23 protein-coding genes are annotated in these 20,817 nt (G+C 70.5%); 9 read left to right on the top strand and 14 right to left on the bottom strand.

Features of this window, described 5'->3' with window-relative positions; genetic code table 11:
- Positions 1–439 precede the first annotated feature (439 nt).
- Positions 440–1,081: a DNA-3-methyladenine glycosylase gene (locus tag ACZ7J0_RS19315; RefSeq protein ID WP_470888841.1), complete on the bottom strand. Its 642-nt coding sequence runs from the start codon at positions 1,079–1,081 to the stop codon at positions 440–442.
- Positions 1,082–1,155: 74 nt separating this feature from the next.
- Here ACZ7J0_RS19315 and ACZ7J0_RS19310 point away from each other — a divergent pair, with 74 nt between their 5' ends.
- The 3 genes from ACZ7J0_RS19310 (at position 1,156) to ACZ7J0_RS19300 (ending at position 3,217) form a co-directional block, all read left to right on the top strand.
- The gene (locus ACZ7J0_RS19310) at positions 1,156–1,938 is read left to right on the top strand and encodes a sporulation protein (protein WP_470888839.1); all 783 of its coding nucleotides are present in this window, start codon (positions 1,156–1,158) and stop codon (positions 1,936–1,938) included.
- A 43-nt stretch (positions 1,939–1,981) separates the two neighbouring features.
- A complete protein-coding gene (locus tag ACZ7J0_RS19305) occupies positions 1,982–2,518 on the top strand; it encodes a YbhB/YbcL family Raf kinase inhibitor-like protein (protein ID WP_470888837.1) in 537 nt (178 codons plus the stop codon).
- Positions 2,519–2,701: 183 nt separating this feature from the next.
- Entirely contained in the window at positions 2,702–3,217 is a 516-nt protein-coding gene (locus ACZ7J0_RS19300) for an HNH endonuclease (protein WP_468714734.1), read from the top strand.
- A 95-nt stretch (positions 3,218–3,312) separates the two neighbouring features.
- On the opposite strand, the gene ACZ7J0_RS19295 is transcribed toward ACZ7J0_RS19300, so the two are convergent.
- From ACZ7J0_RS19295 to ACZ7J0_RS19280, 4 genes are all read right to left on the bottom strand, one after another.
- Positions 3,313–4,086: a sulfite exporter TauE/SafE family protein gene (locus ACZ7J0_RS19295; RefSeq protein WP_468714736.1), complete on the bottom strand. Its 774-nt coding sequence runs from the start codon at positions 4,084–4,086 to the stop codon at positions 3,313–3,315.
- Between the two features lie 93 nt (positions 4,087–4,179).
- A complete protein-coding gene (locus tag ACZ7J0_RS19290; RefSeq protein WP_469117863.1) occupies positions 4,180–5,130 on the bottom strand; it encodes an SPFH domain-containing protein in 951 nt (316 codons plus the stop codon).
- 81 nt (positions 5,131–5,211) lie between these two features.
- Positions 5,212–5,640 (bottom strand): NfeD family protein, encoded by a 429-nt coding sequence (locus ACZ7J0_RS19285; protein WP_470888834.1) that lies wholly within the window; start codon positions 5,638–5,640, stop codon positions 5,212–5,214.
- Positions 5,641–5,709: 69 nt separating this feature from the next.
- Positions 5,710–6,501, bottom strand: a complete 792-nt coding sequence (locus ACZ7J0_RS19280; protein WP_470888832.1) for an ABC transporter ATP-binding protein — start codon at positions 6,499–6,501, stop codon at positions 5,710–5,712.
- A gap of 123 nt (positions 6,502–6,624) precedes the next feature.
- On the opposite strand from ACZ7J0_RS19280, the gene ACZ7J0_RS19275 reads away from it, so the two are divergent.
- Positions 6,625–7,404, top strand: coding sequence for a hypothetical protein (locus ACZ7J0_RS19275; protein ID WP_470888830.1), 780 nt, complete (start codon positions 6,625–6,627; stop codon positions 7,402–7,404).
- An 84-nt stretch (positions 7,405–7,488) separates the two neighbouring features.
- Here ACZ7J0_RS19275 and ACZ7J0_RS19270 read toward each other — a convergent pair whose 3' ends face one another.
- From ACZ7J0_RS19270 to ACZ7J0_RS19260, 3 genes are all read right to left on the bottom strand, one after another.
- Positions 7,489–7,728, bottom strand: a complete 240-nt coding sequence (locus ACZ7J0_RS19270; protein ID WP_470888828.1) for a chaplin — start codon at positions 7,726–7,728, stop codon at positions 7,489–7,491.
- 160 nt (positions 7,729–7,888) lie between these two features.
- On the bottom strand, positions 7,889–8,560 hold the full coding sequence (locus ACZ7J0_RS19265) for a response regulator (protein ID WP_470888826.1): 672 nt from the start codon (positions 8,558–8,560) through the stop codon (positions 7,889–7,891).
- Complete coding sequence (locus ACZ7J0_RS19260; protein WP_470888824.1) at positions 8,553–9,710, bottom strand: GAF domain-containing sensor histidine kinase; 1,158 nt, start codon at positions 9,708–9,710, stop codon at positions 8,553–8,555. Before ACZ7J0_RS19260 ends, ACZ7J0_RS19265 begins: the two co-directional genes overlap by 8 nt.
- A gap of 171 nt (positions 9,711–9,881) precedes the next feature.
- Here ACZ7J0_RS19260 and ACZ7J0_RS19255 point away from each other — a divergent pair, with 171 nt between their 5' ends.
- From ACZ7J0_RS19255 to ACZ7J0_RS19245, 3 genes are all read left to right on the top strand, one after another.
- Entirely contained in the window at positions 9,882–10,580 is a 699-nt protein-coding gene (locus ACZ7J0_RS19255; RefSeq protein ID WP_470888822.1) for an SDR family NAD(P)-dependent oxidoreductase, read from the top strand.
- A 37-nt stretch (positions 10,581–10,617) separates the two neighbouring features.
- Entirely contained in the window at positions 10,618–11,685 is a 1,068-nt protein-coding gene (locus tag ACZ7J0_RS19250) for an S-adenosylmethionine:tRNA ribosyltransferase-isomerase (RefSeq protein WP_470888820.1), read from the top strand.
- A 291-nt stretch (positions 11,686–11,976) separates the two neighbouring features.
- On the top strand, positions 11,977–12,699 hold the full coding sequence (locus tag ACZ7J0_RS19245) for a transglycosylase SLT domain-containing protein (RefSeq protein WP_470888818.1): 723 nt from the start codon (positions 11,977–11,979) through the stop codon (positions 12,697–12,699).
- Positions 12,700–12,799: 100 nt separating this feature from the next.
- Here the strand turns inward: ACZ7J0_RS19245 and ACZ7J0_RS19240 are convergent, their stop codons facing one another.
- Positions 12,800–15,346 (bottom strand): ABC transporter ATP-binding protein/permease, encoded by a 2,547-nt coding sequence (locus ACZ7J0_RS19240; RefSeq protein WP_470888816.1) that lies wholly within the window; start codon positions 15,344–15,346, stop codon positions 12,800–12,802.
- A gap of 512 nt (positions 15,347–15,858) precedes the next feature.
- Here ACZ7J0_RS19240 and serB point away from each other — a divergent pair.
- Entirely contained in the window at positions 15,859–17,064 is a 1,206-nt protein-coding gene (gene serB / locus ACZ7J0_RS19235) for a phosphoserine phosphatase SerB (RefSeq protein ID WP_470888814.1), read from the top strand.
- 109 nt (positions 17,065–17,173) lie between these two features.
- On the opposite strand, the gene ACZ7J0_RS19230 is transcribed toward serB, so the two are convergent.
- The 4 genes from ACZ7J0_RS19230 to ACZ7J0_RS19215 all read right to left on the bottom strand — a co-directional run bounded on the left by ACZ7J0_RS19230 (position 17,174) and on the right by ACZ7J0_RS19215 (position 19,647).
- A complete protein-coding gene (locus ACZ7J0_RS19230; RefSeq protein ID WP_470888812.1) occupies positions 17,174–17,725 on the bottom strand; it encodes a SixA phosphatase family protein in 552 nt (183 codons plus the stop codon).
- 97 nt (positions 17,726–17,822) lie between these two features.
- Positions 17,823–18,029, bottom strand: a complete 207-nt coding sequence (locus tag ACZ7J0_RS19225) for a hypothetical protein (protein WP_470888810.1) — start codon at positions 18,027–18,029, stop codon at positions 17,823–17,825.
- Positions 18,030–18,181: 152 nt separating this feature from the next.
- Entirely contained in the window at positions 18,182–18,301 is a 120-nt protein-coding gene (locus tag ACZ7J0_RS19220; RefSeq protein WP_468714767.1) for an SGM_5486 family transporter-associated protein, read from the bottom strand.
- Positions 18,302–18,318: 17 nt separating this feature from the next.
- Entirely contained in the window at positions 18,319–19,647 is a 1,329-nt protein-coding gene (locus ACZ7J0_RS19215) for a CynX/NimT family MFS transporter (RefSeq protein ID WP_470888808.1), read from the bottom strand.
- A gap of 102 nt (positions 19,648–19,749) precedes the next feature.
- Here ACZ7J0_RS19215 and ACZ7J0_RS19210 point away from each other — a divergent pair, with 102 nt between their 5' ends.
- Positions 19,750–20,436 carry a FadR/GntR family transcriptional regulator gene (locus ACZ7J0_RS19210; RefSeq protein WP_470888806.1) on the top strand — a complete coding sequence of 229 codons (687 nt, stop codon included), beginning with the start codon at positions 19,750–19,752 and terminating at the stop codon, positions 20,434–20,436.
- Here the strand turns inward: ACZ7J0_RS19210 and ACZ7J0_RS19205 are convergent.
- Positions 20,399–20,806 (bottom strand): hypothetical protein, encoded by a 408-nt coding sequence (locus ACZ7J0_RS19205; RefSeq protein WP_470888804.1) that lies wholly within the window; start codon positions 20,804–20,806, stop codon positions 20,399–20,401. The genes ACZ7J0_RS19210 and ACZ7J0_RS19205 overlap by 38 nt on opposite strands.
- Positions 20,807–20,817 lie beyond the last annotated feature (11 nt).

Below are 20,817 nucleotides of genomic sequence, written 5' to 3'. Positions count from 1 at the left end.
TCCACGATGTGGAGACGGGGTATCAACATATCTGGCGTTGACTTTTGGCACGCTGTTGAGTTCTCAAGGAACGGACGCTTCCTTTGTACTCACCCGCAGAACATCTTCTGGGGCTTTCCTCCGGGCTTTCCCTTCGGTCTTTCGTGTTTCCAACCTTACCAGATCCGTTTTCCGTTCCGTTTCCGGTTCGGATTCTGTTTCCGGTGGCCGTTGGGGGCCTTTTGCCTTCCGGTTGCCTTTCGGCTCCCTTTCGGCGTGTCCACTACTTTAGCCGATTTCCCTGGCGACTCATAATCGAGCCTCCCGGATTGAATTCCGGCATGCCGAAATCGCACCCGTTGGGGTTCGTCGTTGGTAGTGGATGGCCGCTTCAGGGCTGCTGAACAGCATGACCCGTCTCAAGCGGCTTGGGCTACGTTAGGCGGCCTCGGAGGTCGAGTCAAGTTGCCCTCCTGCGTGGCGCGTGGGCCCGATAGGGGCTCACTGTGGGGTCGCCGTCGATCCAGTAACGCCAGGGGTGGGGGGCGCCGTCGCCGCCGACTCCCGTGCGGGGGCCGGTGCGTACCTGGTCAGCAGGGGGCGGGGTGCCCGTCAGGACGGACAGAGGGGCGTCGGGGCCGGCGCAGGTGTCCGTGCCGTTGAGGACGCGGTCCACGTCGAGGGCGGTGGCGAGCCGGGCCGGGCCTTTGGCCAGTTCCTTGTCGTTGCGGGCCGAGATGCGGCGGGTGCGGGCGAGGTCCGCGCCCGCCCGGATCTCCCCGGCCCGCAGCAGGACACCGCTCGCCCTCCCCTCGGGGCCGCACACCAGGTTCAGGCAGTGCCACATGCCGTACGTGAAGTAGACGTACGCGTGGCCGGGCGGACCGAACATGACCGCGTTGCGGGGCGTGCGGCCTCGGAAGGCGTGGGAGCCGGGGTCGAGATCGCCCGCGTATGCCTCGACCTCGGTGAGGCGGAGCTCGATCGTGCCTTCGCTCGTTCTGCGTACGAGGGTGCGGCCGAGGAGGTCGGGCGCGACCTCCAGTACGGGGCGGTCGAAGAAGGCCCGCGGAAGCGGCGTACGGTCGGAGCTCTCGATCATGGCGTCCGAGGGTACTGGGGAACCGGCTACGGTCGTCGCGCGTATGTAGGGGTCAAGACCAAGAAGGAGTGGACATGGGGTTCAAGAAGCTGCTCGCGAGCCTGGGTGCCGGTGGCGCGTCCGTCGAGACGGTGCTCACCGAGGAGAACGTCGTTCCCGGTGGCGTCGTCCAGGGCGAGGTGCGGATCCAGGGCGGCTCGGTCGAGCAGCAGATCGAAGGGCTGTCGATCGGTCTGCAGGCGCGGGTCGAGGTAGAGGGCGGTGAGCAGGAGGTCAAGCAGGACATCGAGTTCACCAAGGTCCGCCTCGGGGGCGCTTTCGTGGTGCAGCCGGGTGCCGTGCACGTGGTGCCGTTCGGGCTCGAGATTCCGTGGGAGACGCCGGTCACCACCATCGCCGGGCAGCGGCTGCACGGCATGCACATCGGTGTGACCACGGAGCTGGAGATCGCGCGGGCCGTGGACTCGGGCGACCTGGACCCCATCAACGTGCATCCGCTGCCGGCGCAGCAGGCCATCCTGGACGCCTTCATCCAGCTGGGCTTCCGCTTCAAGAGTGCCGACATGGAGCGTGGGCACATCCGGGGCACGCGTCAGCGGCTGCCGTTCTACCAGGAGATCGAGTTCTTCCCGCCGCAGCAGTACCGGGGGCTGAACCAGGTCGAGGTCAGCTTCGTCGCGGACGACCGTGAGATGGACGTCGTCCTGGAGATGGACAAGAAGCCGGGTCTGTTCAGCGAGGGCAGCGACTCGTTCCGTTCCTTCAAGGTGGGGCTCAACGACTTCCACACGACCGACTGGGCGGCGTACCTGAACCAGTGGCTCGCCGACGTCGGTGGTCGCCGCAACTGGCTCTAGGCTCGGTTCGACAAGCCAGTACAGGCGAATCGGAGGTTCAGACGTGGCCGAGGGCAAGAGGGCGCCGCTCCCTCATGACTTCCACCCGCAGGTGCCGTCGTTCACAGTGGTGAGCGACGACATCGAACCGGGGGCGGTGCTGAAGGACGCGCAGGTGCACGCGAAGGGCAACACGTCGCCGCAGCTGCGCTGGGAGGGCTTCCCGGCGAAGACCAAGAGCTTCGCCGTGACGTGCTTCGACCCGGACGCGCCGACCGGCAGCGGTTTCTGGCACTGGGTGCTGTTCGACATTCCGGCGACGGTCACCGAGTTGCCGACGGGTGCGGGCAGCGGGAAGTTCGAGGGGCTGCCGAAGGGCGCGGTGCACGCCCGCAACGACTACGGGTCGAAGGACTTCGGTGGCGCCGCGCCGCCGGCCGGTGAGAACCACCGGTACGTCTTCACCGTGTACGCGGTGGACACCGAGAAGCTCGGGCCGGACGCGGATACGTCGCCCGCGGCGGTGGGCTTCAATCTGCGGTTCCACACGCTCGGGCGTGCCCAGCTGATCGGTGAGTACGAGGCTCCCTCGGGCGGCTGAGCGTTCGTTTGTTGTTTGCCCGCTTCTGGTCTTGGAGAGATCAGAAGCGGGCATCTTTTATTTCTGGACGCCCGGGGGTGACCCCGGCGGAGCACAGATATTGCGTTGTCCAACGCGGCGCGCCCGGCCAGAGTTGATCCAAGCCCGCCACGGGGGTGGGCCGGCACACGGGAGGTGGGCACAATGCGGGACACGCTGGTTCTGAATGCGAGCTTCGAGCCGCTTTCGACGGTCACACTCAACCGTGCGGTGGTGCTTGTCCTGACGGACAAGGCCGTCGTCGAGCAGGCTCACCCGGCTCTTCGTGTGCGTGCGGCCGCCGTCGATCTTCCGGTGCCGCGAGTGATCAGGCTCTGCCGCTATGTACGGGTGCCCTTCCGAAGACAGGCGCCGTGGTCGAGGCGGGGTGTGCTGGTCAGGGACCAGCACCGGTGCGCGTACTGCGGGAGGCGTGCGACGACGGTGGACCATGTGGTGCCCCGGGCGCAGGGTGGTGCGGACAGCTGGCTGAACACGGTCGCGTCCTGTGCCGAGGACAATCACCGGAAGGCCGACCGTACGCCCGAGCAGGCGGGGATGCCGTTGCTGAGGGAGCCGTTCGTGCCGTCTCCGGCGGACGCGATGCTGTTGTCTCTGGCGGCCGGTGACCGCTCGGCGCTGCCGGAGTGGCTGGCTTCGGGCGCTGCGCCGGCCGCGTAGGTCCCGTAGCCGGGCTTTTCGGGTGCGTGGAGAGCCCGTCCTCGTGGAGGACGGGCTCTTGTCGTGCCGCGGGCCGGTGTCCGGCGTCGGCGGCGCTACTTGAGGGTGAGCTGCAGGATCGCGACGATGCCGACGGCGATGATCACCCCGCGCAGGACGGTGGGCGGGAGGCGGCGGCCGACCTTGGCGCCGATCTGGCCGCCGATGGTGGACCCGACCGCGATGAGCAGGACGGCGGTCCAGTCGAACTCGGCGACGAACAGGAAGAAGACGGCGGCGATGCCGTTGACGACGGCTCCGAGGATGTTCTTGACGGCGTTGATGCGCTGGAGGCTGTCGTGGAGCAGCAGGCCCATCAGGGAGAGGTAGAGGACTCCTTGGGCGGCGCCGAAGTAGCCCCCGTAGGCGCTGGCGAGGAAGAGTCCGAGGAGGAGCGCGAAGCCGCCGTGGGGGTCGGCTTCGGTGCCGCTGGCCTCTCTGCGCCGCTGGACGACGGCCGCGATGCGCGGCTGGAGCAGTACGAGGACGAGCGCGAGTCCGATCAGTACGGGGACGATCGCGTCGAAGGCGTCGGACGGCAGGGCGATGAGCAGGAACGCGCCGAGGAGGCCGCCGAGGAGGGCTGTGCCGCCGAGGCGGAGGACGCGGGCGGTCTGGCCGCGCAGTTCGCGGCGGTAGCCGATGGCTCCGCTGATGGATCCGGGGACCAGGCCGAGTGCGTTGGACACGTTCGCGGTGATCGGCGGGAGGCCGGTGGCCAGGAGCACCGGGAAGGTGATGAGGGTGCCCGAGCCGACGATCGTGTTGATGGTGCCGGCGCCGATGCCGGCGGCGAAGACTGCGAGTGCTTCCCAGATGGACAAAGCCATCTCCTTACACAATCAGTGAGACGCCTCCCCGCCATGGAGGTCGGGGGGCCTCACTGATCATGCACGAACGTTGTACGGCACAGTCAACTGCGGTCAGTCGACGGGGGGTTCCTCGCGGCGCTCGGTGCCGGGCTTGCCGCCGTTGCCACCCGTGTTGAATCCGGGCGCTCCTCCGCCGAGGTTCCCGAAGGCACCGGAGAGGCCCTTGAGGGCGTCGCCGATCTCGCTGGGCACGATCCAGAGCTTGTTGGCGTCGCCCTCGGCGATCTTCGGGAGCATCTGGAGGTACTGGTACGACAGCAGCTTCTGGTCGGGGTCACCCGCGTGGATGGCCTCGAAGACCGTACGCACGGCCTGGGCCTCGCCCTCGGCGCGCAGGGCTGCGGCCTTGGCCTCACCTTCGGCGCGCAGGATCGCGGACTGCTTCTCGCCTTCGGCGGTGAGGATCTGCGACTGGCGGATGCCTTCGGCGGTGAGGATCGCCGCGCGCTTGTCACGGTCGGCGCGCATCTGCTTCTCCATCGAGTCCTGGATGGAGGTCGGCGGCTCGATCGCCTTGAGCTCGACGCGGTTGACGCGGATGCCCCACTTGCCGGTGGCCTCGTCGAGGACGCCGCGCAGCGCCGCGTTGATCTCCTCGCGGGAGGTGAGGGTCCGCTCCAGGTCCATGCCACCGATGATGTTGCGCAGGGTGGTGACGGTGAGCTGCTCGATCGCCTGGATGTAGCTGGCGACTTCGTAGGTCGCGGCCCGGGCGTCGGTCACCTGGTAGTAGATCACCGTGTCGATGTTGACGACCAGGTTGTCCTGGGTGATCACCGGCTGGGGCGGGAACGGGACGACCTGTTCGCGCAGGTCGATGCGGTTGCGGATCGAGTCGATGAACGGGACGACGATGTTCAGGCCCGCGTTGAGGGTGCGGGTGTAGCGGCCGAAGCGCTCCACGATCGCGGCGCTCGCCTGCGGGATGACCTGGATCGTCTTGATCAGTGCGATGAAGACAAGCACCACCAGAATGATCAGGACGATGATGACTGATGGCATCGTGTTCCCCGAGCCCTTCGCTACCGGTTGATTCTGATCATCGAGTTTTCCAGACCGCGGGCCCTCGTGTGTGCCGTTCGGTCACATGACGACGGCGGTGGCCCCGTCGATCTCCACGACGTCGACCTGCTGGCCCGGTTCGAAGGTCTGGGTGGAGTCCAGGGTGCGGGCCGACCAGACCTCGCCCGCGAGCTTGATCCGGCCGCCGCTGCCGTCCACCCGTTCCAGCACGACGGCTTGACGACCCCTCAGGGCGTCGATGCCGGTGGCGAGTTGAGGACGTCCGTCGCGGTGCCGGGCCGCGATGGGGCGGACGACGGCGATGAGGGCCACGGACACAGCGGCGAAGACCACCACCTGCGTCACCATGCCGAATCCGAGTGCGGCGGTGACTGCTCCGGCGATGGCGCCGGCGGAGAGCATGCCGAGCTCGGGCATCGCCGTCAGGACGAGCGGGATGCCGAGTCCCACCGCGCCGATCAGCCACCACACCCACGCGTCGATGTCCACATCGTCATGGTAGGCGGCGGGCCGGTTCCCGGACAGGGCGCGGTGGGTCCGGCGGGAGGCTCCGGCGGGTCAGCTGAGCGGGAGTCCCTGGGCGGTGTAGCGCTCGCCGACGTGCTCGACGACGAGGGGCAGGCCGAAGCAGAGGGAGAGGTTGCGGGAGGTGAGCTCGGTCTCCATGGGGCCCGCGGCGAGCACCTTGCCCTGACGGATCATCAGAACGTGGGTGAAGCCCGGGGCGATCTCCTCGACATGGTGCGTGACCATGATCATGGAGGGGGCGTACGGGTCGCGGGCGAGACGGCCGAGGCGGCGGACCAGGTCCTCGCGGCCGCCGAGGTCGAGACCGGCGGCGGGCTCGTCGAGGAGGAGGAGCTCGGGGTCGGTCATCATGGCGCGGGCGATGAGGGTCCGCTTGCGCTCGCCCTCGGAGAGGGTGCCGAACTTGCGGTCGACGTAGTCGCTCATGCCGAGCCGGTCGAGGAAGGCACGGGCGCGCTGCTCGTCGACGGCGTCGTAGTCCTCGTGCCACGTGGCGGTCATGCCGTACGCGGCGGTGAGGACGGTCTGCAGGACGGACTGGCGCTTGGGCAGCTTCTCGGCCATGGCGATGCCGGCCATGCCGATGCGCGGGCGGAGTTCGAAGACGTCGACCTTCCCGAGCTGCTCGCCGAGGACCCGGGACGTGCCGCTGGTGGGGAAGAGGTAGCTGGACGCGATGTTGAGGAGGGTGGTCTTGCCGGCGCCGTTGGGCCCGAGGATGACCCAGCGCTCACCTTCCTTGACCGACCAGGAGACATCGTCCACCAGAGCGCGTCCGTCGCGGACCACGGATACGTCCACCAGCTCCAGTACATCGCTCATGAGCGCGTTGTCTCCCCTTGCGGTCGAGTCGTTGTCGCGTGCGCCTGTGGGCGCAGCTCCCAGGGAAAACCTACGCCACTGGTGGAGGGGGCCGGTGCGTGGGCAGGTGCCTAGGCTGGGTCCATGCTCTCTGAACCACGCTCAGGACGGTTGGCCGCTTGGGGAAATGCCCTGTTGGCCGGATTTGTATCACCTGATGACGCCGCCTTCGCGATCGTCGGTGAGGACGCGGTGCACCGCGTGGAAGGACTGCCGGGCGAGGCCGCGCCGGTGGGTCTGACGCTGGCGCTGGGGCGGCTGCGGGGGCTCGGGATCACCGGGTACCGGGTCGCGCTGCCCGCCCCGGGGCATCCGCTGGGCCTCAGCGGGCCGGCGGACTTCAACGCGGCGGCGCTGGAGGCGCAGGAGGCGGTCGTCGGGTTCGGCGCGCCGTACGGGCTGGTGCCGGAGGTGTCCGAGGCGGGACCGCGCGGCGATGTGCACGTGGAGGTCGTCTGGCGGTGCCTGCCGGTACGGGACGCCCCGCCGGCGGACGTGCCGTCGCTCGGGGAGGCCGAGCGGGAGCTGGCGGAGGCATTGCGGGAGGCGACGGCGGCGCTGACCCGGCTCGACGTGGCGGGGTCGGGGCCGGTGGCCGACGCGGCGCGGGACGCGTACCGGGCGAGGGCCGAGGCGGGCCGCGAGGTGCTGGCTCCGGGGTACCCGGCACGGGCGGTACGGGTACTGGAGCTGGCCCAGCGGGTGGCCCTGCTGATCTCGCTGGCGTACGACCACGGTCATGGCGGCGCGGTCAGCGCGTCGGAGATGGCGGCGCGGGGGGATGCGCTGCGGCCGGTGGAGCGGGTGGCGCGGCGGGCTCAGGTGGCGGCGTACAACGCGTACGTGGAGGAGCGGGAGCGGTGACGGGCGCGCGCCGGGGGGCGTGAGCGCACACGCGCGACCGGCCCCCCGGGGAGTGGTGGGGGGCCGGTCGGGTCACTCATGTGCTCAGTGGTTGGAGCTCGCGTTCCCGAAGGTCGGGTTCAGGGCGCCGATCACGTTCACGCTGTTGCCCGTGGCGTTCACGGGGACGTGGACCGGGGCCTGCACCAGGTTGCCGGAGACGGCACCCGGCGAGTTGAGGGCCTTGCCGTTCGCGTCCGCGTCGGCGGAGGCGGCACCCGCACCGGCGGCGACGATGCCACCAGCGATCATGGCTACGGCAGCGGCCTTCTTCAGGTTCTTCACTTCAGGATCCTCCTGGTCATCGCCGCGGCCAATCGCCGCGGCACGCCATGAAGAACGGCCGGGCGCCGCGCAGGATGCGCCAAGTGGGTGACATACACACGACGGTATGAATCTCGGATCGGCGTGCAACCATCTGGTCGGACCGGTGCGCGGCGTCCGGTCAGTTCGTCATCCCATGTCGGACGGCCCAGAGCGCGGCCTGTGTGCGGTCGGCGAGGTCGAGCTTCATCAGGATGTTGGAGACGTGCGTCTTGACGGTCTTCTCCGAGAGGACCAGCGCCCGGGCGATCTCCCGGTTCGAACGTCCGTCGGCGATCAGGCCGAGGACTTCGCGCTCCCGTTCGGTGAGCGTGCCGCCACGGCCCGTACCGCTGTGGCCGTCGTCCTGGGAGAGCAGCGCGCCGGCCACCTCCGGCTGGAGCAGCACGTGACCGGCGTGGACGGAGCGGATGGCGTCGGCCAGCGCGTCCGGGTCGACGTCCTTGTATACGTATCCCGCGGCGCCCGCGCGCAGGGCCGGGACGACGGTGCGCTGTTCGGTGAAGCTGGTGACGATCAGCACCTTCGCGGGGTTGGCCAGCTCGCGCAGTTTGCGCAGGGCCTCGATGCCGTCCATGCCGGGCATCTTGACGTCCATCAGTACGACGTCGGGGCGCAGCTCCTCGGCGCGGGCGACTCCGTCGGCGCCGTCGCCGGCCTCCCCCACCACCTCGATGTCGTCCTGGACCTCCAGGAAGGTGCGCAGGCCGCGGCGGACCACCTGGTGGTCGTCGACCAGCAGGACGCGGATACCGGCTTTCGCCGTCGACGCTGACGACACTGGATCAGCCACCGGGGACCTCCATCTCGATCGTGGTGCCCTGACCGGGCGCCGACTGCACGGTGAGTCTGCCGCCCACGCCGCCCGCCCGGTGGCGCATCGACACCAGCCCGAGGTGGCGCCCGGCCCTGCGGACCGCGCGGGGCTCGAACCCCTTGCCGTCGTCGGTGACGCTCAGCAGCGCGCCCTGGCCCCGGCGGACGAGGGAGACGGCCACCAGGCCGGCCTGCGAGTGGCGCAGCGCGTTGTGCAGCGCCTCCTGGGCGACCCGGAGCAGGGCTTCCTCCTGGGCGGCAGGAAGGGCGCGTATGCCGCAGCTGTCGAAGGTGACATGGGCGGTGTGGGCACGGTCCAGGACCTGGATGTGCGTACGCAAGGTGTTGACCAGGCCGTCCTCGTCGAGGGCGGCGGGGCGCAGCTCGACAACGGCGGCGCGGAGCTCGTCCGCGGCCTCGGCGGCGAGCTCGGCGACTTGCTGGAGCTCGCCCTTGGCGCGGGCCGGGTCGCGGTCGACGAGGGCGGCGGCGGCCTGGGCGGTGAGGCGGAGCGAGAACAGCTTCTGGCTGACGGCGTCGTGCAGCTCGTGGGCGAGGCGCGAGCGCTCCTCGGCGATGGTGAGCTCCCGGCTCCGCTCGTACAGCCGGGCGTTGGTGAGAGCGATCGCGGCGTGCTGGGCGAGGATGCCGAGGAGCTCCTCGTCCTCCTCGGTGAAGCCGCAGCCGTCCTCGCGCGTGCGTGAGGTCTTGGGGCAGCGCTTGTTGGCGAGGAAGAGGGCGCCGATCGTCTCGTCGCCGTCGCGGATGGGCAGCCCCAGGAAGTCGGACATCTCCGGGTGGGCGGAGGGCCAGCCCTCGAAGCGGGGGTCCTCGCGCACGTCGGCGAGGCGCTCGGCCTGGGCGTCGTGGAGCATCGCCGCGAGGATGCCGTGCTGGCGGGGCAGCGGGCCGATGGCCTTCCACTGCTCGTCGCTGACGCCGTCGACGACGAACTGGGCGAAGCCCCCGTGGTCGTCGGGGACGCCGAGCGCCGCGTATTCGGCGTCGAGCAGCTCACGGGCCGAGGCGACGATCGTCTTGAGGACGTCGCGCACCTCGAGGTGCCTGCTCATCGCCAGCAGTGCGGTGCTCACGGCGGCGAGGCCGGAGCTCGGTCGATGACTCATGTCTTCACGGTACCGGCGGGTTGTGACACTCCGTATCGGCCCCGGGACGGCCGTCGATTAGGGCGCAGGGCCTAGGTCGAAGTGCGTCCCCCGACCGGGGCCGGTGGACGAGGCGCCGGCGGTGCCCCGCGTCACACGCTGGAGGCGTCGGTCGATGAGGGGATGGATGTCATGCCAGTCGCGGTCATCACGGGGGCTTCGAAGGGACTGGGGCGGGCGCTCGGGCTGGCGCTCGCCCGGCAGGGATGGGACCTGGTGCTGGACGCCAGGACGGCGGACGTACTGGAGGAGAGCGCCGAGAAGGCGCGTGCTCATGGGACGCGGGTCGTGGCGGTGGCAGGGGATGTCACGGACGCCGCGCACCGCGCTGCCCTGGTGGGCGCGGCGCGGCAGCTGGGCGGTCTGGATCTGCTGGTGAGCAATGCCAGCGCGCTCGGCGCCGAGCCGCTGGTGCGGCTGGACGAGCTGCCCCTCGCGGGGCTGCGGGCGGCGCTCGAGACCAATGTGGTGGCCGCTCTGGGGCTCGTACAGGAGGCACTGCCGCTGCTGCGGGCGAGCGGGGCCGGATCGGTGATCGCGGTCAGCTCGGACGCGGCGGCGGAGGCGTACGAGACATGGGGTGGCTACGGGGCGTCGAAGGCGGCGCTCGACCATCTCGCGGCGGTGCTGGCGGTGGAGGAGCCGCGGCTGCGGGTGTGGTCGGTGGACCCGGGCGACATGGGGACCGATCTGTACGCGGCGGCGGTACCGGACGACGACGAGCCCCGGCCGGCTCCGGAGTCGGTGGTGCCGGGCTTCCTGCGGTTGCTGGAGCGGCGGCCGGCGAGCGGGCGGTACGCGGCGCCCGCGCTGGCGGGGGCCGACCGGTGACACCGGCGGGTGCGTCAGGAGTCAAGGAGGTGGGGCGGTGAGCGTGCTGGAGGCGCTGCGCGTACCGGACGAGCTCTCGGCCCGTGTACCGGCCGAGGTGCGGGGCACGGGGCGGGAGGACGTCCGTCTGATGGTGTCGCGCGGCAGCGCGGTCTCCCACCATGCCTTCCGGGACCTGCCGGGGCAGCTGCGCGCGGGCGACGTGCTGGTGGTCAATACGTCGACCACCCTGCCCGCGGCGGTCACCGGCCGGCTCGGCGGGGCCCCGGTCGTGGTGCACTTCTCCACGCGCGGGGACGACGGGCGCTGGTCGGTGGAGCTGCGCGCCCCGGACGGGCGGGGCAGCACACGACCGCGGCCCGGCGGGCCGCCCGGCGGGATCGTGCGGCTGCCGGGCGGGGCGGAGCTCGTATTGGAGGGGCCGCTGTCGCCGGGCGGGGCGCGGCTGTGGTGGGGCGCGGTGTCCACCGGTGTGCCGGGGCTGCTGGCGCGGTACGGGCGGCCCATCCGCTACCGCTATACGGAGCGGGACCAGCCGCTGGCCGCGTACCAGACGGTCTTCGCCCTACCGTGCCCCGACGGCTCGGGCTCGGCGGAGATGCCGAGCGCCGCGCGGCCCTTCACGGCGCCCCTCGTCACCGAGCTGGTGAGCCGGGGTGTTCAGTTCGCGCCGATCACGCTGCACACCGGGGTGGCGTCGGCGGAGGCGCACGAGCCGCCGTATCCGGAGCGCTTCGAGGTGACGGCGGCCACGGCGCGGCTGGTGACCGCGGGCCGGGCGGGGGGCGGGCGGATCGTCGCGGTCGGGACGACGGCGGTACGGGCGCTGGAGTCCGCGGCGGGAGCGGACGGGGTGGTGCGGGCGGCCTCGGGGTGGACGGATCTGGTGGTCACGCCGGGGCGGGGGGTGCGGGTCGTGGACGGGCTGCTGACCGGGCTGCACGAGCCCGAGGCGTCGCATCTTCTGATGCTGGAGGCGCTGGCCGGACGGGAGGCTCTGGGGCGCGCGTACGCCGAAGCGCTGAGGCGGCTCTACCTCTGGCACGAGTTCGGGGACGTCCACCTCATCCTCCCGGACGAGGGCCCTCACTGTACGCATTGCTGATGCAACACGTGGTCAGGTTGTTACTCGCCCGATGTGAGCCCGCGCATAGGACGTAGGTCACTTACGAAGCCCTCTAGTAAGCACGTAAAGGGGAGATCAAGGCTGCGTGGAGGGGTCACTCGCCCCTTTTGGGGGGTCTCGCCCGAGGGCCTGATCCACTACCCGGCTTCGTACGTCACACCTTTGCCAGGGCATTTTGCTGCCGCTAAGAATTGCATCCGTCGCCGCCGAGAAGGCGCAGCGCCGCCACCGGCCTGAGCGACATCCGCGATTCTGAAGAGGTAGTTCCGCATGTCCGCGTTCACTGGTAACAGTCGTCTGAAGAAGAGCCACAAGCTTTCCATCGCCGGCGTCACCGCTCTCGGTGCCGCGGCTCTGACCTTCTCCCTCGTCCCGGCCAACGCTTCGGCGGAGACCGAGACCGAAGCACTGACCACCACGCAGGTGGCCTGGGCGTCCAACACCGGGACCGTCCAGAACTCGATCCAGAGCAGCCTGACCCAGCAGCACGACGCCGTGAGCCGCATGGCCCGCACCGAGGCTGCCGCCAAGGTCAAGGCCGCCGCCAAGGCGAAGGCCGACGCCCAGGCCGCCGCGAAGGCCAAGGCCGCCGCCAAGGCGAAGGCCGACGCGAAGAAGCGCGCCGCCGTCAAGGCCGCCGCCAGCCGCGCCGCCGTTCGCAAGCCGGTCTACGCGAACAACCTCGACGGCTGGATCCGCGAGGCGATGGACATCATGAAGAAGAACAACATCCCGGGTACCTACGAGGGCATCCACCGCAACATCATCCGCGAGTCCAGCGGTAACCCGCGCGCGATCAACAACTGGGACATCAACGCCATCAACGGCATCCCGTCCAAGGGCCTGCTCCAGGTGATCCAGCCGACCTTCGACCGCTACCACGTCAAGGGCACGAAGTTCGACCTGTACGACCCGGTCGCCAACATCGTCGCCGCGTGCAACTACGCGGCCGACCGCTACGGCTCCATGGACAACGTGAACAGCGCCTACTGACGGACACTGCTCAGCGCAGACGCGGAAAGGGCGGCAACCCCCACGGGGTGCCGCCCTTCGCGTTGCGCGCCTCAGCCCTGCGGCCAGGCGCGCGTGCGGGTCACTTGCGCATGACCTCCGGCTCGTGGCGGCGCAGCAGGCGTGCCACGGCGAAGCCGCAGACGACTCCGATGAGCACCAGGACGGTGAGGTTGAAGCCCCACTGGCCGGCCGTGTGGTCCCACAGCGGGTCCAGGTTGGTCGGGTCCTTGTGGTCCCACGGCGGCATCAGGTGGGCGAGGTCCAGCGTGGAGCCGGCGGCGGCGATGGCCCAGCGGGAGGGCATCAGCCAGGCGAACTGCTCCAGGCCCGGCGAGCCGTACACCTGGAAGAGGATGCCCGTGAACACGACCTGGACGATCGCGAACATCACCAGCAGCGGCATGGTCTTCTCGGCGGTCTTCACCAACGAGGAGATGACCAGGCCGAACATCATCGAGGTGAAGCCCAGCGCGGTGATCGTGACGCAGAGCTCGACGGCCGGAGGCATGATCAGGCCCTCCGCCGGCAGCTCGCGGGTGGCGAAGCCGATGCCGCAGATGATGACGCCCTGGATGGCGGTGATCACGCCGAGGACGAGGACCTTGGACATCAGGTACGCGGACCGGGACAGGCCGGTGGCCCGCTCCCGTTCGTAGATGACCCGTTCCTTGATCAGCTCTCGCACGGAGTTCGCGGCACCCGAGAAGCACATGCCGACCGCGAGGATCAGCATGATCGTTCCGGCGTCGCCGTTGAAGCGGGACGGCGGCTTGGGCGCGGCGAGGCCGAAGTCGGCCGGGATGACGACCGAGACCAGGCCGAGGACCGCCGGCAGGATCACCATCAGGCCCATGAAGCCCTTGTCGGACGCGATGACCGAGGCGTAGCGGCGCATCAGCGTCCACAGCTGCGCGCCCCAGCCCTGCGGCTTCGGCGGGCGCATCGCCTGGGCCGACGGCATCTGTACGGACTGCGCGGCGACGGCGTCGATGTCCGCGGCGTACATCTGGTAGTGCTGCGAGCCCTTCCAGCGGCCCGCCCAGTCGTAGTCGCGGTAGTTCTCGAAGGCGGAGAAGACGTCGGCCCAGGTGCTGTAGCCGAAGAAGTTGAGCGCCTCCTCCGGCGGTCCGAAGTACGCCACCGCGCCGCCCGGCGCCATGACGAGCAGCTTGTCGCAGAGGCCCAGCTCGGCCACGGAGTGGGTGACGACGAGGACCGTGCGGCCGTCGTCGGCGAGGCCGCGCAGCAGCTGCATGACATCGCGGTCCATGCCCGGGTCGAGACCGGAGGTGGGCTCGTCCAGGAAGATCAGCGACGGCTTGGTGAGCAGCTCCAGGGCGACCGAGACGCGCTTGCGCTGGCCGCCGGAGAGCGAGGTGATCTTCTTTTCCTTGTGGATGTCGAGCTTGAGCTCGCGCAGCACCTCGTCGATGCGGGCCTCACGCTCGGCCTCGGCGGTGTCGCCGGGGAAGCGGAGCTTGGCCGCGTACTTGAGGGCGGTGCGGACGGTCAGTTCCTTGTGCAGGATGTCGTCCTGCGGGACCAGACCGATGCGCTGGCGCAGCTCGGCGAACTGCTTGTAGAGGCTGCGGTTGTCGTAGAGGACGTCACCCTGGTTGGCGGGCCGGTAGCCGGTGAGCGCCTTGAGCAGGGTGGACTTTCCGGAGCCGGACGGGCCGATGACACCGATCAGCGACTTCTCGGGGACGCCGAAGGAGACGTCCTTGAGGATCTGCTTGCCGCCGTCGACCGTGACGGTCAGGTGGCGGGCCGAGAAGGAGACCTCGCCGGTGTCGACGAACTCCTCGAGGCGGTCGCCGACGAGCCGGAACGTCGAGTGGCCGACGCCGACGATGTCGTTCGGCCCGAGGAGGACCGTGCTGTTCTTGGCGATCGGCTGGCCGTTGACGTACGTGCCGTTGTGGGAGCCGAGGTCGCGGATCTGGAACCGGCCGTCGGGCGTCGCGGTGAACTCGGCGTGCAGGCGCGAGACCTGGAGGTCGGAGACGACCAGTTCGTTCTCGAGTGCACGGCCGATCCGCATGACCCGGCCCAGCGACAGCTGGTGGAACATCGTGGGGCTGCGGTCGCCGTAGACCGGCGGGGCCCCCGCGGCACCGCCGGCGCCCGGAGCCTGCTGGGGACCGCCCTGCTGGTGCGGGACCTGGGCGGCGGGCTGCGGCGGCTGCTGCTGCCAGTCCTGCGGGGCCTGCTGCTGCCCGGACCAGCCGGCGGGGGCCTGGTGGGGCTGCGCGGCTGGGGCCTGATGAGCCTGCGCCTGCATCGGCTGCGCCTGCGGGGCGCCGCTGTACGCGCCCGCCGCCGCACCGGTGAGATTCAGCCGCGGGCCGTCGGTCGCGTTGCCGAGGTGCACGGCCGAACCGGGGCCGATTTCCATCTGGTGGATCCGCTGGCCCTGTACGAAGGTGCCGTTGGTGGAGCCGTGGTCCTCAATGACCCAACTCCGGCCGCCCCAGCCGATGGTGGCGTGGCGCCACGAGACCCTGGCGTCGTCGATCACCAGGTCGCCCTGCGGATCACGTCCGAGGGTGTATGACCTGGACGGATCGAGAGTCCAGGTCCTTCCGTTCAATTCCAGTACGAGTTCTGGCACTCCATGCCCCACTACTTGTCCCCCGAATTACCCCCGTCGCAGGGAGTCTAGGGATGGCGAACATCGTGGTGAACTATTTCAGGCCCGGTCCCCGATCGGAAAGTCGGGCGGTGTGAAGACCCGGCAGAGGCCGCGGTGTCACTGCCTGTTGGTGGGGAGGAAACGGGCGCCGTGGGGCATCTGCGAACGGACCGTGGAGCGCGCTCGCCATGACGACGCGGAGGCGGCGCGGTGGCGAGGTTCGCGCGGTGGGGGTCGAGGGGCGGGAGTCGAGGACCGGGGTCGGCGCCCGGGGTCGTGGTGGGCCCTGGCCGGTCGCGGCCGGGTGAGCGGTCCGGGTACCCAGTCGGGTTCGCGGTGGGGTTCGCGGGCCGGGTACCCAGTCGGGTTCGCGGGCCGGGTTCGCGGTGGGTGGTTCCGTGACTGCGGTGGGTGAGCGCCCCTCGGCAAGTGGGCCGAACGAGTGTCCGGTACGCGGGACGGGGAGGCTGGTGGCACGCCGTGCCCGATACGGTGGAGTCACCATGAGCGCATCGCAGACCTCAGACGTTCCCACCCTTCTCGTCAAGATCTTCGGGAAGGACCGTCCCGGGATCACCGCCGGGCTCTTCGACACCCTCGCCGCCTTCTCCGTCGATGTGGTCGACATCGAGCAGGTCGTCACCCGGGGGCGCATCGTCCTGTGCGCGCTCGTCACGGAGCCGACGGCGAGCTCCGAGGGCGAGCTGCGGGCCACCGTGCACAGCTGGGCGGAGTCGCTCAAGCTGCAGGCCGAGATCATCTCCGGCACCGGTGACAACCGGCCGCGCGGCAGCGGCCGTTCGCATGTCACCGTCCTGGGCCACCCGCTGACCGCGGAGTCCACGGCGGCCATAGCGGCCAGGATCACCGCGACCGGCGGCAACATCGACCGTATCTTCCGGCTGGCGAAGTACCCCGTGACCGCCGTCGAATTCGCCGTGTCCGGCACCGAGACCGAGCCCCTGCGGACCGCGCTCGCCACGGAGGCCGCCGAGATCGGTGTCGATGTGGCGGTCGTCTCGGCGGGGCTGCACCGGAGGGCGCAGCGGCTGATCGTCATGGACGTGGACTCGACGCTGATCCAGGACGAGGTCATCGAGCTGTTCGCGGCGCACGCCGGCTGCGAGGACAAGGTCGCCGAGGTGACGGCCGCCGCGATGCGCGGGGAGCTGGACTTCGAGCAGTCGCTGCACGCGCGCGTGGCGCTGCTCGCGGGTCTCGACGCGTCCGTGGTGGACAAGGTCCGGGCCGAGGTCCGACTGACCCCCGGCGCCCGCACCCTGATCCGTACGCTCAAGCGGCTCGGCTATCAAGTCGGCGTCGTATCGGGCGGGTTCACCCAGGTCACCGATGATCTGCGGGAGCGTCTCGGGCTCGATTTCGCGTCGGCCAACACGCTGGAGATCGTGGACGGGAAGCTCACCGGCCGGGTGACCGGCGAGATCGTGGACCGGGCCGGCAAGGCCCGGCTGCTGCGCCGGTTCGCCGCCGAGGCCGGCGTGCCGCTCTCCCAGACCGTGGCGATCGGCGACGGCGCCAATGACCTGGACATGCTGAACGCGGCCGGCCTGGGCGTGGCCTTCAACGCCAAGCCGGTGGTGCGCAGGGCCGCGGACACCGCCGTCAACGTGCCCTTCCTGGACACCGTGCTTTATCTGCTGGGCGTCACCCGGGAAGAGGTCGAGGCGGCCGACGACATCCTCGACTGATCCCCGCCCCGCCCGGCGGCACGCGGGCGCGCGAGGGGAGACGGAACACAGGGCGGAGGGCCCGTACACCGGCGCGGTGACGGGCCCTCGGCCAGGTGCGGTACGGGGATCAGTCGTGCGGCGCCCAGTAGTCGACGAGCGTGCCGACGCCGTGCTCCACGGACTTCCACGAGCCCTTGAAGCCGACGATCGCGTACGCCGCCGTCGGGAATCCGCTGCGGGTCATCCGGGCCAGCGCGTCGCCCTCGGCCTGGCCGGCGAGGGCGTCGGCGAGCGCGTGCATACCGGGGTTGTGGCCGATCACCAGGAGGTCGCCGACCTCGTCGGGGGTCTCGGTGAGCAGCGCGAGAAGGTCGCCCAGCGAGGCTTCGTACAGCCGCTCCTCGTACACCGTGCGGGGGCGGTGCGGCAGCTCCTGGACGGCGAGCTTCCAGGTCTCGCGTGTCCTGGCCGCCGTGGAACACAGCGCCAGATCGAAGGTGATGCCGGTCTCCGCGATCCTGCGGCCGGCCACGGGGGCGTCCATGCGGCCGCGCTCGGCGAGCGGCCTCTCGTGGTCGGACACCTGGGGCCAGTCGGCCTTCGCATGCCGGAGAAGCACGATCCTGCGGGACTCGGAGGGTCCGGGGGTCGTCCCCCCGGAAGGCTCAGCGACGCTCATGCACTCAAGCTTCGCATGAAACGTGCCATCGGGCGCAGGGTGTTGACGGGCTCCGCCTGCACGAGTGACGCCTCAGGAGGGCCGCCGGGGAGACCCGTCAACGGGAGAGAGTCCGCTGGATCTGTTCGAGGATCCGGCCGATCGTCGGGTCGCCGCCCGCCGCGTGTGCCTCGCCGGGTCCGGCTATGAGCAGCAGGAGAACGACGAAGGCGGCCATGGGCAGGGCGAGCGCCCACCAAGGCAGACGGATGTCGACGCCCCGCGTGGCCGTGGGGTGGGGCCGGGTGTGCGTGGGGGCCGGCATGGCCGCCTCCGTAGGTCTGCGAGGTCTCGCGCGGTGTGTTCCGCGGTGCCTCCAACGTACGGATCTTGGGCTCCGCGGCCCATCCGGTGATCCACCCACTTCACCCTGACACTGGCCCCCTAGGGGATGGGGTGCCAGCCCCACCCCAGGGCTTACGAGGGTGAGGCGAACGAGGCGATGATTCCGATGATCACCGTGATCGCGAGCATCGCGCCGAGCACGATGAGCAGCTTCTTCTGGCCGTTCGGGGGGTTCGGGTCGAGCACAGGCATGGAGCCAGTCTCGCACCTCAGCATTCGTCCTCGATCGTCCGGTCCCGTCCGGCGAGCGTTCCGACGAGCATCTGCGGCACCATCAGCCCGGCCATGAGCGCGAGCGGGAGCCCCCAGCCGCCGCTGTGCTGGTAGAGGACGCCCACGAGCAGTGGGCCCGGGATGGAGATGAGGTAGCCGACGCTCTGGGCGAAGGCGGAGAGCCGGACGACGCCCGACCCGGTCCGCGAGCGCATCCCGATCATGGTGAGGGCCAGGGGGAAGGCGCAGTTGGAGACGCCCAGCAGCAGGGCCCACGCCCAGGCACCGGCGGCGGGGGCGAAGTAGAGGCCGGCGTATCCGGTGATGCCGCACAGGGCGAGTCCGACGGCGATCGGGCCCTGGGTCTTCATGCGGGTGGCCAGGCGCGGGATGACGAAGGCGAGCGGGACCCCCATGACCATGGTGACGGCGAGCAGCACTCCTGCGGTGCCGGCGGAGACCCCGGCGTCGCGGAAGATCTGCGGCATCCAGCCCATGGTGATGTAGGCGCCGGTGGCCTGGAGGCCGAAGAAGCAGCCGAGCGCCCACGCGGTGCGGCTCCGGGTGATCCGGAAGGGGCGCGCCTCCTGCGCCCCACCCTGAGCAGGGGCATCGGCGGCCGGGCTCTGCGAGGGGACCCAGGGCGCGGACCCGTCGGCCGGGCGCGGGCCCCGGTCGCGGACGAGTCCGATCCAGGGCAGTACGGCGAGGGCGGCGAGGACCGCCCACACGCCGAGGCCGGTGCGCCAACTCCCGCCGAGCGCTTGCGTCATGGGGACCGTCGCGGCGGCGGCGACCGAGGTGCCGAGTGCGAGGGCCATGGAGTAGAGGCCGGTCATGGTGCCGACGCGGTCGGGGAAGTACCGCTTGACGATGACGGGCATCAGGACGTTGCTGACGGCTATGCCCATCAGGGCGAGGGCGCTGGCGGCGAGGAAGCCGGCCGTGCTCCCGGCGAAGGGGCGGACGGCGAGGCCGGCGAAGACGGCGGCCATGCCGGCGCAGACGATGGCGCCCGGGCCGAAGCGGCGGGCGAGGCGGGGTGCGGTGATGCCGAAGATCGCGAAGCAGAGCGGCGGTACGGAGGTCAGCACACCGGCGACGCTGCCGCTCATGTGCAGGCCGTCGCGGACCTCTTCGAGGAGCGCGCCGAGGCTGGTGATGGCGGGGCGGAGGTTGAGGGCCGCGAGGACGAGTCCGACGACCACGAGCCGCGTGATCCAGGCGGCTGGGGGCCGCGGTGCCGGGGAGTGGGTGGCACCGCGCGCGGTGCGCGGGGGCCTTACGGCGTCGGCGTGGCTCAGGGTCCGGGTCTCGTCGCGCATGGAACCATCATAGAATCATGGGATGATTGGTTGTCCAATCCCGTCACTGCCCATGCAGTCCGGCGCAGTCCCGTTCTCGTTTCCGGAAGCTGAAGGAGCACCATGGCGCTCACCTCTCCCCGGCGCTCCGCGCTCAGTGATCAAGTGATCACCGAGCTGCGGAACCAGATCACCTCGGGCGAGTGGCCGGTCGGCTCCCGTATCCCCACCGAGCCGGAGCTGGTCGAGCAGCTGGGCGTGGCCCGCAATACCGTCCGGGAGGCCGTCCGCGCGCTGGCGCACAACGGCCTGCTGGACATCAGGCAGGGCTCCGGCACCTATGTCGTCGCCACGAGCGAGCTGGCCGGGGTGATGCACCGGCGGTTCGCCGGGGCCGACCCGCGCCACATCGCCGAGCTGCGTTCCACCCTGGAGTCGTCCGCCGCGCGGCTGGCCGCCCAGCGGCGCACCGAGCGGGACCTGAAGCAGTTGGACGTCCTGCTGACGCGCCGGGAGCAGGCCTGGGAATCGGGCGACGCCGAGAGCTTCGTGGCGGCCGACGCGACGTTCCACCTCGCAGTGGTCGCCGCCTCGCACAACGAGGTACTGACCGAGCTCTACGCCGACCTCGGCCATCTGCTCCGCGACTGGCTGCGCGACGACGTCGGCCAGGAGCTGCGGCCGGAGAACCACATGGACCACGGGCGGCTGCTCGACGCGATCCGGGCACAGGACGCGGACGTGGCGGCTTCCGAGGCGGCTGGTTATCCGTTCATGTGCCTGAGGAGTCCCGCTCCGGAAGGTGGGTGATCCACGCCGCGCGGACTTCCTTCCAGCAGCGCTGGGTCAGCTCGACATAGGCGGTGGGAGCCACGGCGACGGGCGCGCTGTCGGTGTCGACGTCCCACCAGCGGGCGCACTCGACGTGCAGGCGGACCCGGTCCGTACGGGGAAAGGGGTTGCGGCAGGCGGCGGTGACGCGGGAGCCCTCCACGGTCGTGTCGCACGAGGCGCCGAAGGTCTTCCGCTCACGGGACGGTGTGTCGTCGTCGGCCGGGTCCGCGGCGGCGGCCGGGGCGGCAAGGGCCGCGTTCACCTCGAATCCGACGAAGCCGATGGACCCGGCGACGAGGACCGAGGCCGCGGCCATGCCCACCGTCGCGCGTCGTATCGCGCGCATGTCCGCACCTC

It is taken from the genome of Streptomyces sp. NPDC038280, from assembly GCF_055600045.1.
Note: the sequence above shows the minus strand (reverse complement) of the source record. Positions and strands in the feature narration are given on the sequence as shown.

What these genes read in the sequence shown, in the direction of transcription:
- ACZ7J0_RS19315 (WP_470888841.1), bottom strand. Translation starts at nt 1,081, where the DNA reads ATGATCGAGAGCTCCGACCGTACGCCGCTTCCGCGGGCCTTCTTCGAC.
- ACZ7J0_RS19310 (WP_470888839.1), top strand. Translation starts at nt 1,156, where the DNA reads ATGGGGTTCAAGAAGCTGCTCGCGAGCCTGGGTGCCGGTGGCGCGTCC.
- ACZ7J0_RS19300 (WP_468714734.1), top strand. Translation starts at nt 2,702, where the DNA reads ATGCGGGACACGCTGGTTCTGAATGCGAGCTTCGAGCCGCTTTCGACG.
- ACZ7J0_RS19295 (WP_468714736.1), bottom strand. Translation starts at nt 4,086, where the DNA reads ATGGCTTTGTCCATCTGGGAAGCACTCGCAGTCTTCGCCGCCGGCATC.
- ACZ7J0_RS19290 (WP_469117863.1), bottom strand. Translation starts at nt 5,130, where the DNA reads ATGCCATCAGTCATCATCGTCCTGATCATTCTGGTGGTGCTTGTCTTC.
- ACZ7J0_RS19280 (WP_470888832.1), bottom strand. Translation starts at nt 6,501, where the DNA reads ATGAGCGATGTACTGGAGCTGGTGGACGTATCCGTGGTCCGCGACGGA.
- ACZ7J0_RS19275 (WP_470888830.1), top strand. Translation starts at nt 6,625, where the DNA reads ATGCTCTCTGAACCACGCTCAGGACGGTTGGCCGCTTGGGGAAATGCC.
- ACZ7J0_RS19260 (WP_470888824.1), bottom strand. Translation starts at nt 9,710, where the DNA reads ATGAGTCATCGACCGAGCTCCGGCCTCGCCGCCGTGAGCACCGCACTG.
- ACZ7J0_RS19255 (WP_470888822.1), top strand. Translation starts at nt 9,882, where the DNA reads ATGCCAGTCGCGGTCATCACGGGGGCTTCGAAGGGACTGGGGCGGGCG.
- ACZ7J0_RS19245 (WP_470888818.1), top strand. Translation starts at nt 11,977, where the DNA reads ATGTCCGCGTTCACTGGTAACAGTCGTCTGAAGAAGAGCCACAAGCTT.
- serB (WP_470888814.1), top strand. Translation starts at nt 15,859, where the DNA reads ATGAGCGCATCGCAGACCTCAGACGTTCCCACCCTTCTCGTCAAGATC.
- ACZ7J0_RS19230 (WP_470888812.1), bottom strand. Translation starts at nt 17,725, where the DNA reads ATGAGCGTCGCTGAGCCTTCCGGGGGGACGACCCCCGGACCCTCCGAG.
- ACZ7J0_RS19225 (WP_470888810.1), bottom strand. Translation starts at nt 18,029, where the DNA reads ATGCCGGCCCCCACGCACACCCGGCCCCACCCCACGGCCACGCGGGGC.
- ACZ7J0_RS19220 (WP_468714767.1), bottom strand. Translation starts at nt 18,301, where the DNA reads ATGCCTGTGCTCGACCCGAACCCCCCGAACGGCCAGAAGAAGCTGCTC.
- ACZ7J0_RS19215 (WP_470888808.1), bottom strand. Translation starts at nt 19,647, where the DNA reads ATGCGCGACGAGACCCGGACCCTGAGCCACGCCGACGCCGTAAGGCCC.
- ACZ7J0_RS19210 (WP_470888806.1), top strand. Translation starts at nt 19,750, where the DNA reads ATGGCGCTCACCTCTCCCCGGCGCTCCGCGCTCAGTGATCAAGTGATC.
- ACZ7J0_RS19205 (WP_470888804.1), bottom strand. Translation starts at nt 20,806, where the DNA reads ATGCGCGCGATACGACGCGCGACGGTGGGCATGGCCGCGGCCTCGGTC.